Below are 15,779 nucleotides of genomic sequence, written 5' to 3'. Positions count from 1 at the left end.
CGCTCACACCAGGTGGTCGACCGCTCGGGCCGGCCGGGGCAACCCGCTGTGGTGGCCGTGGTCCTGGTCGGCCAGCGCACCGGCGATCAGGATGTCGATCAGTGCGGCGAACTCGATGCCGGCCTGCTGCCAGATCTGCGGGAACTGGGACGCGGCGGTGAAGCCGGGGAACGTGTTGACCTCGTTCACGATGGGCTCGGGCGACCCCTCGGTGGGCAGGAAGAAGTCGACCCGCAGCAGCCCACGGCAGTCGAGGGCCTGGAAGGCGCGAATCGCACGGTCCTGCAGCACCTCGGTGGTCGCCGCGTCGAGTGCGGCGGGAATTTGGAAGATCGCCCCGCCGTCGTACTTCGCGTCGTAGTCGAAGAATCCGGCGCCGGTCACCCGGATCTCCAGCGGCGGGCCGGCCTGTACCCGGCCGTCCGGGTGCTGGAGGACGGCCACGTCGATCTCGCGTCCCCGCGCTCCCTGCTCGACGAGCACCTTCGGGTCGACCTGGCGGGCCTGCTCCAGCGCGGCGGGAACTCCCGCCCAGTCGTCCACCCTGAAGACGCCCAGGCTCGACCCGGCGCGGGCCGGCTTGACAAAGACCGGCAGCTCCAGCCGACGCTGGTCCTCGGGCGACAGGGCCTCGCCGGGACGTAGGGTCACCCCCGGGCTGACCCGCAGGCCCTCCGCCGCGAGGAGCCGCTTGGTGACCCCCTTGTCCATGCCGGCGGCGCTGGCGAAGACGCCGTTGCCGACGTACGGCACGCCGAGCCACTCCAGCAGCGACGACACGGTGCCGTCCTCGCCGTACGGGCCGTGCAGGGCCGGGAACACCACGTCCTGGGCACGCAGGACGCGCAACGCCGCAGGCAGGGGCGTCGGTCGGCCGCCGACGTGCCACCCGCCGTCGCGGTCGATGAGCACCTCGGTGACCTGGTACCGTCCACCGTCCAGGTGGGCGAGGATGCTCGCCGCCGAGCGGCAGGACACCTCGTGCTCGCCGCTCTGCCCGCCGTACAGCACTGCCAGTCGGGTTGTCATGAGTTCCGTGCCCTTCCATGGAGGTGCTCGCGGGCCACCCGGGCCCCGATGCCGGTCAAGATCTCGTGTGGGTTGGTGTCGGCCCAGCGCGCCCACTCGACCACCGTCGGAGGGTGCTGGTCGCCCTGGGCCGGGCCGAACACCACGACCGGGTCGCCGATCGTCACCGGAAGATCCCCGGCGTCGACCACGCACTGGTCCATGGCGATGCGCCCGACGATCGGGCACCGTCGGCCGGCGAGCCACACCGAGGCGCGGCCACCCGCGGCCCGGGGCAGCCCGTCGGCGTAGCCGAGCGGCAGCAGCGCCAGCGTGGTCGCCGCGCCGGTCACGTGCTCGGGCCCGTAGGAGACGCCGGTGCCGGCCGGCACCCGCTTGACGTTGACCACGCTCGTCCGCAGGGTCATCGCGGGGTGCAGCCCGAACTCGCCCGGACCACTCACGCCGAACGGGTCCACGCCGTAGAGGGCGATCCCGATCCGGCAGAGGTCGAAGCGGGTTCGCGGTGCGGAGAGCGCGGCCGCCGAGTTGGCCAGGTGGACGAGATCAGGGTTCAGGCCAGCCGACCGTGCGGTCCGCAGCGCCTCCTCGAAGATTGCCACCTGACGGGTGAGCGCGGGGGCGCCCGGCAGGTCGGCGTCGGCGAGGTGGGACCACACCCCGCGCACCCGGATCCCACCCTCTCGTTCGTACTTGCGGGCCCAACCGACCAACTCGGGCCAGTCGTCCCCGGCGGCCCCGTTGCGGGACAACCCGGTGTCCGCCTTGAGCTGCACCATCGCCGGTACGCCGAGCAGACGGGCCGCGTCGGCGACGGCGTGCAGGTGCGTCGTCGTGGACACGCCGACGTCGACGCCACTCTTGATCAACATACCGAAGTCGTCATCCGGGCTGTGCAGCCAGCTCAACGTGGGCGCTGTCACACCCCCGTCGCGCAGGGTCAGCGCCTCGGCCGTCGAGGTCACTCCCAGCCAGGAGGCGCCGGCGCGCAGCGCGGCCCGGGCCACCTGCACCGCGCCGTGGCCGAACCCGTCGGCCTTCACCACGGCCATCAGTCCGGTGCCGGTGACCGACGCGATCGACCGTACGTTGCTGGCGATCGCGTCCAGGTCGATCAGGGCTTCGGCGAGGGCGCTCATCCGGCCGCCTCCAACCGGCGCGTGCCGGGCAGCGCGAACAGCCAGCCCGCGCGAACCGCCAGCAGCCCGCGGTGAACGACCAGGCTCAGACCGATCACCAGCCCGCTCAGCAGAATCGGATAACCGAGCACGATCAGGCCCTGAGCCGACCCACCCAGCCCGGAAACCGGTACGAGCAACAGCCGGTGCAGTAGGGCCAGGACCGGCATGTGAATGACGTAGATCGGCAACGTGATGCGGCCGAGCCTAGCCAGCGGTTTGCTGAGCGCCGACCACCGCGACAGCCGGGCAGCAGCGGTTATGCCGAAGATCACTGCCACCACGGAGACCGCCGGCCATACCCCGAGCCACTGCTGGGCGCCGGTCACCGCCATCGCGGCGAGCGCCAGGACGTAGCCACCCGAGGTCAGCAACAGCCGGCGGCGGCTGGCGGTGGCGGCCCACTGCTGGATCTGCGGCCGCAGGTACAGGCCGGCGAGGAAGAAGACCAGGTTCTGGTAGAGGCCGGCGCGGTTGCCCGGGGTGTCGAGCAGGCCGGCGGCGGCGACGGCGGACAGTGCGGCGGCGGGGACCAGGACCAGCGCGCGGGGCGCCCGGCGGGTCAACTTGGCGATCGTGAAGTACAGCGCCAGGGCGTACAGGTACCAGAGGTTGGACGGCGTGATGGTGAGCTGCTCCAGCAGGCCGAGCGCCGAGGTGGCCCGGTCGGTCGGCAGTGCCGCCGCGGCGGCGAGGACCACTGTGTGGATCAGCAGCCAGACGGCGTACAGGTAGAGGAACCCGGCGATCCGGCTGCGGGCGACGACCCGCCACGGCCGCTGGGCGGCGTTCGCCGCGAAGACGCCCGAGATGGTGAAGAACAGCGGCATCCGCAGCGGAAGGAACTGCTCACCCAGCGTTCCCCAGAATCCCGGCACCGGTACCCCGATGTGCCAGTCGATCTGGAGGTAGTCCTTCACGACGACGTGCCACAGGACGACGAGGATGATGCAGACGCCCTTCGCGGCATCCGCCCACTGCGCCCGGTGTGATCCGGCGGCAGGTGCGGGCGCGGAGGCAGGGGCGGGTCCGGTCCGTTGGCGGTGGCGGAACCGGACGCGCGGCGCGTCGGGCTCCAGCTCGGCGGGCCGGGGCTCGGTGGGAGACAGCTGTTGGATCACCCACCGAAAGCTGCCAGCCGGATATCCGCACGTGATCCACGAATTGTCATGGTGCGGTAATGAACGCCGCCGGACCCGATCCGTAGGCGGTTCCGAGCCGGGGTGAGCGAGGTGCAGGTGACGCCTGATCGGGACCCGATCGAGTTCGCCCGGCGGCTCGGCGACGAGGTGCTGCCCCGGCTGGCCGACATCGGCTGATTCCGCCGCGACCGGTGCGGGTGCCACCCAGGGCCCCTTCGCCAGGAGGCGGGCTCCTGCGGGCCGCCCTCAGTTGTGAGGGTTGAGAAAGTCGGTGATGAGGGTGGCGAGCTCCTGTGGGCGTTCGGCGACCATCGCGTGGCTGGCGCCGGCGAGCTGCCGCACCCGCAGAGACGGGTTGTCCACAGTGGCAAGCCGTTCGGCGGTGACCTTGCGGTACGCCTCGTACAGGCTGTGGAACGGCTGTTGTTCGGGCAGGTCCTCAGTGGCGAGGACGAGCAGCAGCGGGCAGCGGACGTCGCGGTAGGCGGGCATCAGCTCGAGGGAGTCCATGGCGTCCCGGAGTTGCCGGGTGAGGTCCGGGCCGGGCCGCAGCCGGCTGCGGCCGTCGTCGCCGGGCACGAGGTTGCGTTCGACGGCCGCCACCCAGTCGTCGGGTGCGGCGCCGTAGCGTTGGGCCATGGCCCGCTGCCCCGCCAGCATGGCGGCCACCTGTTCGGCGGTGAGCGGCTCGGCCAGCATCGCGGCCATCGCGTCGAATACGGCCCGCAGCTTGGCCAGCTCGGTCTCGGTCTGCGCCGGATCCAGCCCGGTGAGCTGGTCCGGACGGTTCAACGGCGGATTGCCGTCGAAGCTGACGGCACCGGGGCACTCCGGGTGACGCTGTGCCCAGAGAGTGGCGAGCATGCCGCCGAGGGAGACGCCGACCACCGCTGGGGAGGTGAGGCCGAGGTGGTCGGCGACGGCGGCCAGGTCGGCCAGTACGGCGTTCCAGCGCCACGGGCCGTCTCCGGACCGGCCGTGACCGCGCAGGTCGACGGTGACCACCCGGTGGGTCGGGCGCAGGTGCTCGGCGAGGGTGGTCATCTGGGCGAGGTTGCCGCCGGCGCCGTGAAGGAGCAGCAGCGGTTGTCCGGGTCCGCCGAAGTCGCGGATCGCGATGGGCACGGTCCCGGAGTCGATGATGGTCTCAGACACGTCGGTTCCCTTCCTTGAGCAGTCGGTCGCGTACGGAGGCGGAGCGCACGCCGCCTTCGGGGTGGCGGGCGAGCTTGTCGCGGGAGACCAGGTCGTGGACGCCCTGGCGGGTGATGCCGAGCATGGCGCCGGCCACCGCGTACGACACGGATTCGGCGGTCGGGTGGCCGACCCGTCGCGCGACGGCCTGGCCGAAAGGGCTGCGCCACCAGTCGTTGGGTGGGTCGAACGGTCCGTCCCCCGGGTAGAGGGTGGCGATCGCGCGCATGACCACGCTGACGGCGGCCCGGTCGTCGCCGCTGACGATTGTGGTCGCCCAGGATCGGGCCCGATCCCGGATGACGGTGCGCAGCGGGTCGATGGCGTCGTGGCCGTCGACCAGGATTTCCAGGGGGTCGAGCAGGCGGATGTCGATCAACCGGATGAGCTGCTCGGTCAGTTCCTGGTGGGTTGGCGACATGCTGCCTCCTCCGCTACTTGACACCCATCGTCAAGCACTTGACGTCGAGTGTCAAGCACCATGGCGCGAGCGCGGTTGGCCCACGCCGTCTTTCGCTCCACAAACGACGTTGCCGGCGGGGATGAGCCGGATCACATACGGTGGTTCGCTTCGACTGCCGGAAATTGTTCGACGACGTGCCAGGTAGCCTCTCCGGGTGTCGCAGATGTTGCCGCTTCTTGTTACCGATCGGTATGACGTCGTCGAGCTCATCGGCCAGGGCGGAATGGGTCGAGTGTGGAAAGCCCGCGACCGAATGCTGCAACGGGACGTCGCCATCAAGGAAATCGTTCCACCCCCCGGCCTGACCATTGAGGCGCGACAGGAATTGCGGGTCCGGTCACTTCGGGAGGCCCGGGCAATCGCGCAACTCGACCACGTCAACGTCGTCCGGGTCTTCGATGTGCTGTTGAGCGCCGACGGCGACCCGCAGATCGTGATGGAGTACGTGCCGTCCCGTTCGCTGCACGACACCATCACCACCGACGGCCCCGTCGCGCCGGTGCGGGCGGCCGAGATCGGGCTGGCCGTGCTCGGCGCGCTGCGCGCCGCCCACCGCGCCGGGATCATGCACCGCGACGTCAAACCGGCGAACATCCTCGTCGGCGCGGACGACCGGATCGTGCTCACCGACTTCGGCCTGGCCACCGCCGTCGAGGACGTGAACCTCACCCTCAGCGGTGTGGTGCTCGGCTCGCCCGCGTACGTCTCTCCCGAGCGGGCCATGCGGGGCACGGTGGGCCCGGAGGGGGATTTCTGGTCGCTCGGCGCGACCCTGTACGCCGCCGTCGAGGGCCAGTCGCCGTACGCCCGGCCGTCGGGTCTGATGAGCCTCACCGCGCTGGTCACCGAGCCGCCGCCCGCGGCGCGACGGGCGGGACCGCTCGCACCGGTGCTGGCCGGTCTGCTGCGCAAGGACCCGGCCGAGCGGATGGACGCCGACGCGGCCGAGCAGTTGCTCCGGGCCGTGCTGGACGGCACACCGCGGCCACCCATCGCGGTGACGTGGCGTCCGGCGCCCGCCGTGCCCGCACCACCGGCGATCACGGCCCATCCGGTCGACGCGTCCGACGTACCCCGGTCGTCGGCACCGGTGGCGGCGGATCGTGCCGGTCCGGGACCGGCCCGCCGACGGCGGACCTGGCTCCTCGGTGGTCTCGCGGCAGTGGTCGCGCTCGGCCTGGCGGTCGGGGTTCCGCTGGCCACCCGCCGGGCGTCGCGGCCGGCCGGGGGAGGGGCCGAGCTGGTGGACGCCGCCGTGGCGGGTGCGCCGTCGACGCCCGGTGCCGTACCGACGACCGCTACGCTCCGGCCGATCTCGTGGTCGGTCTACCGGGACAGCAGTGGCTTCTCGATGCCGGCGCCGCGCGACTGGCAGATCCTCCGGCGCGGCCAGCGCGTCGAACTGCGCGAGCCGGGCGGCGAACGGATGCTTGTCGTCAGCCAGACCGACTCGCCGCGCGGCGACCCGTTGGCCGAACTCGGCGGCCCGGCCGTCAGCGAGCGGTACCGCGACTACCGCCGGGTCGAGCTGCTCGCTGTCAACTACCAGCTCAAGGCCGCCGACCTGGAGTGGGTCTACACCAGCGAGGCGGGTACCGCGATGCGCGGACGCCAGCGCACCTTCACGACGGCTGCGCGTCACGGCTACAGCATCGCCTGGTTGACACCCGAGTCGGCCTGGCCGGCGGCCGGGGCGGACGCGTTCCGGGAGGTTACCGCGGGCTTCCGGCCGGCGTCGACGGCGGACGGGGCCACGCCGTCCGCCACGCCGGACCGTCGAGTGTCGCCGAGTCCGAGCGTGCCCCCGGCGCGGTCGGGCAACCGGCTCGTCGGGGTGGCGAGCAAGCGGTGCCTGGACATCAGCGCGCCGGACTCACCCGACCCGGTCCGGCTCGGGATCTGGGACTGCCGGGATGATCGCGCCTCCCACCAGCTCTGGGCGATGCGCTCGGACCGGAGCGTGCAGTTGGGTGGGCGTTGCCTGGACGTGCTCGCCGCGTCCAGCGACGCCGGAGCGGCGATCCAGCTCACCACCTGCAACACGACCCCGGCGCAACAGTTCACCCTGAACGAGGCCGGGCAACTCGTCAACGCGCACAGCGGACTGTGCCTGGGCACTGTCGGCCAGAGCACAGCGAACGGCGCGATGATCGAGCAGCGCAGCTGTAGCGCCGGCACGAGCCATCTGCGGTGGACCCGGCGATAGCGCCGGACACCGACGAGGGCCGTCCTCCCAGTGGTGCGGAGGACGGCCCTCGTCGGTGGTTGGATCAGGCGACCGATGCGGGGAACCGTTCCCAGACCCGGTGCGCGGCCATCAACTGCTGCACCGCGGTCAGCGCTTCGGCGCCCGAGCCCGCCGCCACGACGCCCGGGGTGCCGGCGACGCCGGCCTGCTCCAGCACTGTGACACCGGCCCCCCAGGCGCCGATCGCCTTGGCGTGCCGCCAGCACTCCTCGACGAGCAGCAGGACGCGGGGGTCCACGGCGGCCGGGCCCGGCGTGCCCGCCTTGGCGTCGCGGGCGGGCAGGGCATCCGGTGCGGGTGCCGGCGCTCCGGCCAGCAGGACCGCGTCGAACTCGACCGACCGGCCGGTGGCGAAGGTGCGCTGCACCGGCAGGTCGCCCACCATGCCGCCGTGCGGGGCGATCAGCAGCGGCACCATGCCGGCGCTGAACACCGCCCGGCGAACCTCGTCGACGCCGTCCAGGTCACCGTCGGGGTCGACGACGATCCCGACCATGCGGCCGTCGCTCGGCCACTCCCGACCGACCTGCGACAGCGCCGGGCTGGGCGTGACGTCGGGGAGCGGCACTGTCGGCTGCGGCGCGGGCAGACCCAGGCCGGTGGCGACCTGCTCGCACAGCACCGGGTCGATGTTGGCGAGGCTCCGCAGCTGACGCTCCTTGATCGCCTGGTGGTAGCACTTGCCCAGCTCGAAGGTGTACGCCCGGATGATGTGTTCCTTCTCGACCGGCGACATGCTCAGCCAGAACAGGCGGACCTGGCTGTAGTGGTCGTCGAACGAGGCCGGGTTCGCGCGTACCTTCGGCGCCTGCGCGACAGTGACCGGCACGTCGACGAAGGCGTGCTCGGCGTCCCCGGCGGGGAACGGGTTGCCGCCGTCGAGCGAGTTCGGTCGGTACGGTGCGACGCCGGCGTGCACGGCGTGCTGGTGGAAGCCGTCGCGCAGCATGTCGTTCACGGCCGCGTGCGGGCGGTTGATCGGGATCTGCGTGAAGTTCGGCCCGCCCAGCCGGGTGAGCTGCGTGTCGACGTACGAGAAGAGCCGGCCCTGCAACAGCGGGTCGTTTGTGACGTCGATGCCCGGGGGCAGGTGACCGAGGTGGAAGGCGACCTGTTCGGTCTCGGCGAAGAAGTTCGTCGGCGTCCGGTTGAGCACCAGCCGCCCGACCGGCTGCACCTCGGCCAGCTCCTCCGGCACGATCTTCGTCGGGTCGAGCAGGTCGATGCCGGCGAAGGTCTCCTCGGGCGTGTCCGGGAAGACCTGGATGCCCAGCTCCCACTCGGGGTACGCGCCGGCCTCGATGGCGTCGTACAGGTCGCGTCGGTGGAAGTCCGGGTCGATGCCGCCGATCAGCTGCGCCTCCTCCCAGGTCAGCGAGTGCACGCCCAACTTCGGCTTCCAGTGGAACTTGGCCAGCACCGTCTCCCCGGCCTCGTTGACGAGGCGGAAGGTGTGCACGCCGAAGCCCTCCATCGTCCGGTACGAACGCGGAATGCCCCGGTCGGACATGTTCCAGATGGTGTGGTGCTGCGCCTCGGTGTGCAGCGACACGAAGTCCCAGAAGGTGTCGTGGGCGCTCTGCGCCTGCGGGATCTCCCGGTCCGGGTGCGGCTTGCCGGCGTGGATGATGTCCGGGAACTTGATCGCGTCCTGGATGAAGAAGACCGGGATGTTGTTGCCGACCAGGTCGAAGGTGCCCTCGTCGGTGTAGAACTTCGTGGCGAAGCCACGGGTGTCGCGGACCGTGTCGGCCGAACCCCGCGAACCGAGAACCGTGGAGAACCTGACGAAGACGTCGGTCTCGCGTCCCTTCTTGAGGAAGCCGGCCCTGGTGACCGCCTCGGCGGTGCCGTACGCGGTGAACACACCGTGCGCGCCGGCGCCCCGGGCGTGCACCACGCGCTCCGGAATGCGTTCGTGGTCGAAGTGCGTGATCTTCTCGCGTAGGTGGTGGTCCTGCAGGAGCACCGGGCCGCGCGGGCCGGCCTTGAGCGAGTGGTCGGTGTCGCGTAGCCGTGCCCCGTTCGCGGTCGTGAGGTAGGCCCCCTGCTGACCGTTCGCGATCGTCGGCGCGCCGGTCTCCGCGCCGGTCGGCGTGCGCGTCTGCGGTGCCCCCTGTTCCGGCTTCGGCGGCAGCGGGTCGTGCGGCGTCGTCGGCTCCTCGAGCGGCGGTGGCGCGCTCCCCGGCGCACCGGGGACATCCGGGCTGAGGGCGTCGGCGATCTTTCCTGATGCGGTCTTCACGACGTTCTTGACCGCCTCGGCGGGCTTGCTGGAATCCACTGGCTGAACCTCTCCATGGCGCGTGTGCGGGCCGGCGCCTGCCCTGCTACCCCAGGTCAGAGGGTCGAAACACGACTCATCCCGGCATCCTGCGCCGGGACTGGTGATTTCGCCGATGCCGGGATCGGCGGAGCAGCCAAAACTGACACACGTCGATATCCCTCGACTTTAGGGAGTGCCCGACGTGTCCTCACCAACCACCACCCGTCCCCGTTCCGTCGCAGCTCGTGCCACCCGGCTCGCATTGGCCGCCGTCCTGGCCGCCGGTGGCGTCCTGGCCGGATCGTCCGGCGCCGCCCAGGCCGCCGGCCCGTACGAGCGGGGCCCCGCCCCGACCACCGCGATCCTGGAGGCCAGCCGCGGCCCGTTCGCGACGTCCTCGCAGAGCGTGTCCTCGCTGAGCGTCACCGGCTTCGGCGGCGGCGTCATCTACTACCCGACCAGCACCAGCGAGGGCACCTTCGGCGCCATCGCCATCTCGCCCGGTTACACCGCCGCGTGGTCCAGCATCAGCTGGCTCGGACCGCGCATCGCCTCGCACGGCTTCGTGGTGATCGGCATCGAGACCAACAGTCGGCTGGACCAGCCGGACAGCCGGGGCCGGCAGTTGCTCGCCGCGCTGGACTACCTGACCCAGCGCAGCTCGGTGCGTACCCGGATCGACAGCAGTCGGCTCGCGGTGGCCGGCCACTCCATGGGTGGCGGGGGCAGCCTGGAGGCGGCCTCGTCGCGGCCCTCGTTGCAGGCCGCGGTGCCGCTGGCGCCGTGGAACCTGGACAAGAGCTGGTCCGAGCTGCGGGTGCCGACGCTGATCGTCGGTGGCGAGAACGACAGTGTCGCGTCGGTCTCGTCGCACTCGATCCCGTTCTACAACAGCATCCCGGCCTCCGCCGAGAAGGCGTACCTGGAGCTGAACGGGGCGAGTCACTTCTTCCCGCAGAGCACGAACACGCCGACCGCGCGGCAGATGGTGGCCTGGTTGAAGCGGTTCGTCGACGACGACACCCGCTACGAGCAGTTCCTCTGCCCCGGCCCGAGCGGCTCCCAGATCGAGGAGTACCGCAACACCTGTCCCAGCGCCTGACGGCGGTCACGGGGCGGTCGCCGCTGGCGGCCGCCCCGTCGACGTGCGTGAAGGGGCATTGAAGGTCTTGACGCCAAACCCGAGAAACGTACACTGCGAGTGTAAATAAACACCCGCCACGACAGAGGGATGGGTGATGGAGCGCGGCCTCGAACTGCACCACATCGGCGTCCGTTTCGGCGGCCTCACCGCCCTCGACGACGTGTCCCTGCGGGTGCCACCCAACCGGGTGGTGGGCGTCATCGGGCCCAACGGCGCCGGCAAGACCACGCTGTTCAACGTGATCTGCGGCTTCGTCCCACCGGAGACGGGCTCACTCACCCTCGACGGCCGGCCGCTGCGGCCACGGCCGCACCGGCTGACCCGGCTCGGCATCGCCCGGACCCTTCAGGGCACCGGGCTCTTCGCCGGGCTGAGCGTGCTGGAGAACGTGATGACCGGCGCCTCGCACACCGCCCGTGCCGGCTTCGTCCCGGCGCTGCTCGGGCTGCCGGCCAGCGACCGCGACGAGCGCCGGCTCCGCGGGGACGCCCTGGCCATCCTCGACGAGCTGGGCATCGCCGAGCACGCCGGGGCCGCGCCGACCACCCTGCCCTTCGCCGTACGCCAGCGGGTCGCCCTGGCCCGCGCGCTGGCCGCCCGGCCCCGGCTGCTCCTGCTCGACGAGCCGGCCGGTGGCCTCGGGGCGGACGACATCGCCGAGCTGGCGGAGCTGGTCCGGCACCTGCCCCGGCGGGACACCGACCCCTGCGCCGTGCTCCTGGTCGAGCACCACATGGACCTGGTGATGGCCGTCTGCGACGAACTCGTGGTCCTCGACTTCGGCCGGGTCATCGCCGCCGGCACCCCGGACGAGATCCGCGACGACCCCGCGGTCACCGACGCGTACCTCGGTGCCACAGTCGAGGAAGAGGTCTCCCCATGAGCGGCGCCGACCTGCTCGTCGTGCGGGGGCTGGTCGCCGGTTACGGCGCCGCGCCCGTGTTGCGGGCCATCGACCTCACCGTCCCGGCCGGCACCATCGCCGCTGTCGTCGGCGCCAACGGCGCCGGCAAGACCACCCTCCTGCGCGCGCTCTCCGGCATGATCCGCCCGGCCGCCGGCCAGGTCCTGCTGGCCGGGGAGGACCTTCGCGGCACGCCGGTGGAGCAGCTCGTCCGACGCGGCATGGCGCACGTCCCGGAGGGCCGGGGCGTGATCAGCGAGCTGACCGTCGACGAGAACCTGCGGCTGGGCGGGCTGTGGCGACGCGACCGGGCCGACGCCGGGCGGGCCCTCGACGAGGTCTACCAGCTCTTCGAGCCGCTGGCCCGACGCCGCCGGCACCTCGGTCACCAGCTCTCCGGCGGCGAGCGGCAGATGCTCGCGCTCGGTCGGGCCCTGGTCGGGCGCCCCCGTCTGCTGCTGCTGGACGAGCCGTCGCTCGGCCTGGCGCCGCGGGTCGTCGCCCGGACCATGGCCCTGCTCCGCCAACTGCGCGACCGCACCGGGCTGACCGTCCTGCTGGTCGAGCAGAACGTGCGCAGCGCGCTCGCCGTCGCCGACCAGGGCGTCGTGATGTCCCTCGGTCGGGTGGTGATCGCCGCCCCGGCGGTGCAGCTACGCGACGACGTCGACCTGCGCCACGCGTACCTCGGTTTCTGACCACCACCTCGTCCCCCGGAGGGAGGACTGTTGGACCGCTTCGTCTTCCTCACCGTCGACGGCCTGTCCCGGGGCGCGGTGTACGCCGCGTTCGCGCTGGCCCTGGTGCTCATCTGGCGGGCGGCGCGGGTCGTCAACTTCGCCCAGGGGGCGATGGCCGTCGCCGCCGCGTACGTCGCGTACACCGTCAGCACCGCGACCGGTTCCTACTGGCTGGGCTTCGTGGTCGCGATCGTCGCCGGCCTGCTGCTCGGTGCGCTGGTGGACCGGGTGGTGATGCGGCACGTCGATCACGCCTCACCGCTCAACCCGGTGATCGTCGCGCTCGGGCTGGTGCTGCTGATCCAGGCCGTGCTCGGCATGGTGTACGGCAGCGAGTTCCGCCCCGCCGAGGCCCCGTTCAGCCGGTCCGCCCTCACCGTGGGCGGGGTCGCCGTGCTGTCCCCGTACGACCTGTTCGTCTTCGCCACGATCGGCGTGGTGGTCAGCGGCCTGGCCTGGATGTTCGCCCGTACCCCGGTGGGGTTGCGGATGCGCGCGGCGGCCTTCGCTCCGGAGGTCTCCCGGCTGCTCGGGGTCAACGTCGGCGGGATGCTGACCCTCGGCTGGGCGCTCGCCTCCGGGGTGGGCGCGCTGGCCGCCATGCTGGTCCTGCCGACCGAGTTGGGCCTGCACCCGCACGCGATGGACCTGGTGTTCGTCTCGGCGTTCACCGCGGCGGTGGTCGGCGGGCTGGACAGTCCACCGGGAGCGGTGGTCGGTGGGCTGGTGGTGGGGTTGCTGCTCTCCTACGTGAGCGGCTACGCCGGCAGTGACCTCACCCCGCTCGCGGTGCTGGTCCTGCTGCTGGCGGTGCTGCTGGTCCGGCCCGGTGGGCTGTTCGCCCCGGTCGCGGCGAGGCGGGTGTGAGCGCCACGAGGGCGGCAGTGCCGCCGAGAGAGCAGCTCGACGACCCGGGCGGCCGACCGGTCGACCGGCGACGCGGCTCCACACTGCTGCGCCACCTCGCGGTGGTGCTGGCCGCCGGGTTGCTGCTGGTGGCGATCAGCTACTCCGTCGAGCCGTTCCGCAACTTCCAGCTCGCCACCGTGGCCGCCTACCTCTGCGCGACCGCCGGGCTGACCGTCCTCACCGGGCTCAACGGTCAACTGTCGCTCGGGCACGGCGCGCTGATGGCCACCGGGGCGTACACGGTGGCGCTGTGCCAGACCGCGTTCGCCGACCGGGGGATGACCGGCGGCTGGCTGTTGCCGCTGTCGTTGGCTGCGGCGATCGCCAGCACTGTCGCGGTAGGCGCGGTGGTCGGTGTGGCAGCGGCCCGACTGCGCGGCCCCTATCTGGCCGGGGTCACCCTCGCGGTGGCCGTGGTGGTGCCGGCGCTGGCGGTCACCTTCGACGGCGTGTTCAACGGCGAGCAGGGGCTGTCGGTGCCGGTGGAGCCGCCGCCGCTGTCGCTCGGCCCGTACTTCCCGTACGAGCGGTGGCAGCTCTGGGTCACCGGCGCGGCCACCCTGCTCGCGATGCTGCTGTTGGCGAACCTGATCCGCAGCCGGTACGGGCGTATCTTCCGGGCGGTCCGCGACGACGAGGTGGCGGCCCGCCTCGCCGGCATCCACGTGGCCCGCACCCAGGTCCTCGCGTTCGTGGTCAGCGCGGCCACCGCCGGGCTCGGCGGTGCGCTGCTGGCGGTGCTCGCGCAGAGCGTCTCACCCGGCGCGTTCTCGCTGACCCTGTCGCTGTTCCTGCTGATGGCCGTGGTGATCGGTGGCCTGGGTCGACTGACCGGCGCGCTGTGGGGGGCCGTCCTGCTGGTCGCCCTGCCCGATCTGACCCACTCGGTGACCGAGATGCTCACGCTCTCGCCCGCTGTGGCGCAGCGGCTGGAGGGCAACCTCCCCCTGGCGATCTTCGGACTCACCCTGATCGTCGTCATGATCGCCGCCCCCGGCGGTGTGCAGGGTCTGCTGTCGCGTCTCGGCCGGGCGTTGCTGGCCAGGCGTCCGACCCGGCGTTCCTGAGCTGTCCTCGGTCCGGCCTCGGCCGGGCGCCCCACCACCACACCGTTCCCACAGACAACCGGACCGAGAAAGGTCGGTGTTTCCCATGCACCGTAACGCGCATCGCGGCCTCGCGATCGCCAGCACCCTTGCCCTGCTCATCACCGCTGCCGGCTGTAGCGGCGACGACGGCCCCGGCTCCGGCGGGGCGTCGGTGCCGGGCGTCACCGACACCGAGATCGTCGTCGGCACCCACATGCCGCTGACCGGTCCGGCCTCGGCCGGCTACTCGAAGATCGCACCGGCGACGAAGGCGTACTTCGACTACGTCAACGCCAACGGCGGAGTGCACGGCCGGAAGATCACCTACAAGATCATGGACGACGGCTACAACCCGGCGAACACCCAGCAGGTGGTCCGTCAGCTCGTCCTCCAGGACAAGGTCTTCGCCGTCCTCAATGGTCTGGGTACGCCGACGCACACCGGGGTGCTCGACTTCCTCAAGAGCAACCGGGTGCCAGACCTCTTCGTCGCCTCCGGCAGCCGCAGCTGGGACCAGCCGGACAAGTATCCGGGCACGTTCGGGTTCAACCCCGACTACACGGTCGAGGGCAAGATCCTCGCCAACTACGCGAAGGCGAACCTGGCCGGGCAGAAGGTCTGCTTCCTCGGTCAGGACGACGACTTCGGCCGGGACAGCCTGGCCGGCGTGGAGAAGGTGCTCGGCGCCGGTGCCGTGGCGGTCAAACAGACGTACGTCACCAGCAACACCAACGTGGCGCCGCAGATCGGCGCGTTCAAGGCGGCCGGTTGCCAGGTCGTCGTGCTGGCCACCGTGCCCGGCTTCACCGCGCTCTCCGTCGGCACGGCGGCACGGCTGGGCTTCAAGCCGCAGTGGCTGGTCTCCAACGTCGGCGCCGACCACCCGACCCTGGCCAAGCAGCTCGGCGCCGCCGCGCCGCTGCTGGAGGGCATGGTCGGCACCAACTACCTGCCGATGCAGAACGACACCGCGAACCCGTGGATCCAGCTCTTCACCAAGGTCAACAAGGAGCACAACGGGGACGCGCCGTTCGACGGCAACACCGTCTACGGCATGTCGGTCGGCTACCTCTTCGTGCAGGTGCTGCTCGCCGCCGGCAAGGACCTCACCCGCGAGAAGGTGCTGGACGCCGTGCAGAAGGGCGGCTACCAGGGCCCCGGTCTGGTGCCGCTGCGCTTCTCCGCCACTGACCACTCCGGGTACGGCGGCCAGCGGTTGAGCCGGGTGAGCGGGGGAGTGCAGACCTACTTCGGGCCGGCGTACGAGACGGACGAGGCGGACGGGGCGGTCAACGAGTACACCGCCACCCCGGCCGCGCCCCCGGCGAACGGGGTGCCGACCGTCTCCTGAGGCCCCGCAGCTCCGACGTCCGACCGGGCGTGGTCCCGCCGTTCCACCCCCCGTCGGAGCGCGGCGCGCGGGCGGGCGGCGCGGGCGTCCGCGCGCAGGGCCGGGGCGGGGAGTCGGGGGCGC

13 protein-coding genes and 1 pseudogene are annotated in these 15,779 nt (G+C 71.9%); 8 read left to right on the top strand and 6 right to left on the bottom strand.

Going from position 1 to position 15,779, the window contains the following annotated elements; genetic code table 11:
- Positions 1-3 precede the first annotated feature (3 nt).
- The 5 genes from ABZ794_RS29695 to ABZ794_RS29675 form a co-directional block, all read right to left on the bottom strand.
- Positions 4-1,029 (bottom strand): D-alanine--D-alanine ligase family protein, encoded by a 1,026-nt coding sequence (locus ABZ794_RS29695; protein WP_357518644.1) that lies wholly within the window; start codon positions 1,027-1,029, stop codon positions 4-6.
- Positions 1,026-2,168, bottom strand: coding sequence for an alanine racemase (alr, locus tag ABZ794_RS29690; RefSeq protein ID WP_357518642.1), 1,143 nt, complete (start codon positions 2,166-2,168; stop codon positions 1,026-1,028). Before alr ends, ABZ794_RS29695 begins: the two co-directional genes overlap by 4 nt.
- Positions 2,165-3,328 (bottom strand): acyltransferase, encoded by a 1,164-nt coding sequence (locus ABZ794_RS29685; protein WP_357518640.1) that lies wholly within the window; start codon positions 3,326-3,328, stop codon positions 2,165-2,167. Before ABZ794_RS29685 ends, alr begins: the two co-directional genes overlap by 4 nt.
- 267 nt (positions 3,329-3,595) lie before the next feature.
- The gene (locus ABZ794_RS29680) at positions 3,596-4,504 is read right to left on the bottom strand and encodes an alpha/beta hydrolase (RefSeq protein WP_210786594.1); all 909 of its coding nucleotides are present in this window, start codon (positions 4,502-4,504) and stop codon (positions 3,596-3,598) included.
- The gene (locus ABZ794_RS29675) at positions 4,497-4,964 is read right to left on the bottom strand and encodes a hypothetical protein (protein ID WP_210786592.1); all 468 of its coding nucleotides are present in this window, start codon (positions 4,962-4,964) and stop codon (positions 4,497-4,499) included. The genes ABZ794_RS29680 and ABZ794_RS29675 overlap by 8 nt, the downstream gene beginning before the upstream one ends.
- Positions 4,965-5,160: 196 nt before the next feature.
- Between ABZ794_RS29675 and ABZ794_RS29670 the strand changes: the two are divergent.
- Positions 5,161-6,747: pseudogene (locus ABZ794_RS29670) on the top strand (serine/threonine-protein kinase); the annotation flags it as partial.
- A 39-nt stretch (positions 6,748-6,786) separates the two neighbouring features.
- Positions 6,787-7,212, top strand: a complete 426-nt coding sequence (locus ABZ794_RS29665) for an RICIN domain-containing protein (RefSeq protein ID WP_307850682.1) — start codon at positions 6,787-6,789, stop codon at positions 7,210-7,212.
- Between the two features lie 64 nt (positions 7,213-7,276).
- Here the strand turns inward: ABZ794_RS29665 and ABZ794_RS29660 are convergent, their stop codons facing one another.
- Complete coding sequence (locus tag ABZ794_RS29660) at positions 7,277-9,538, bottom strand: catalase (RefSeq protein ID WP_210786587.1); 2,262 nt, start codon at positions 9,536-9,538, stop codon at positions 7,277-7,279.
- Between the two features lie 184 nt (positions 9,539-9,722).
- Between ABZ794_RS29660 and ABZ794_RS29655 the strand changes: the two genes are divergently transcribed.
- The 6 genes from ABZ794_RS29655 (at position 9,723) to ABZ794_RS29630 (ending at position 15,656) form a co-directional block, all read left to right on the top strand.
- Positions 9,723-10,622: an alpha/beta hydrolase gene (locus ABZ794_RS29655; protein ID WP_357518637.1), complete on the top strand. Its 900-nt coding sequence runs from the start codon at positions 9,723-9,725 to the stop codon at positions 10,620-10,622.
- 136 nt (positions 10,623-10,758) lie between these two features.
- Positions 10,759-11,547 carry an ATP-binding cassette domain-containing protein gene (locus ABZ794_RS29650; protein WP_357518635.1) on the top strand — a complete coding sequence of 263 codons (789 nt, stop codon included), beginning with the start codon at positions 10,759-10,761 and terminating at the stop codon, positions 11,545-11,547.
- Positions 11,544-12,266: an ABC transporter ATP-binding protein gene (locus ABZ794_RS29645; protein WP_357518633.1), complete on the top strand. Its 723-nt coding sequence runs from the start codon at positions 11,544-11,546 to the stop codon at positions 12,264-12,266. Before ABZ794_RS29650 ends, ABZ794_RS29645 begins: the two co-directional genes overlap by 4 nt.
- 30 nt (positions 12,267-12,296) lie before the next feature.
- Positions 12,297-13,175: a branched-chain amino acid ABC transporter permease gene (locus ABZ794_RS29640; protein ID WP_091399163.1), complete on the top strand. Its 879-nt coding sequence runs from the start codon at positions 12,297-12,299 to the stop codon at positions 13,173-13,175.
- Positions 13,172-14,284 (top strand): branched-chain amino acid ABC transporter permease, encoded by a 1,113-nt coding sequence (locus ABZ794_RS29635; RefSeq protein ID WP_357518631.1) that lies wholly within the window; start codon positions 13,172-13,174, stop codon positions 14,282-14,284. The genes ABZ794_RS29640 and ABZ794_RS29635 overlap by 4 nt, the downstream gene beginning before the upstream one ends.
- Positions 14,285-14,369: 85 nt before the next feature.
- Complete coding sequence (locus tag ABZ794_RS29630; protein ID WP_238690104.1) at positions 14,370-15,656, top strand: ABC transporter substrate-binding protein; 1,287 nt, start codon at positions 14,370-14,372, stop codon at positions 15,654-15,656.
- Positions 15,657-15,779 lie beyond the last annotated feature (123 nt).

The sequence above is a fragment of the Micromonospora sp. NPDC047187 genome (genome assembly GCF_040643355.1).
Classification (GTDB): Bacteria; Actinomycetota; Actinomycetes; order Mycobacteriales; family Micromonosporaceae; genus Micromonospora; species Micromonospora salmantinae.
Note: the sequence above shows the minus strand (reverse complement) of the source record. Positions and strands in the feature narration are given on the sequence as shown.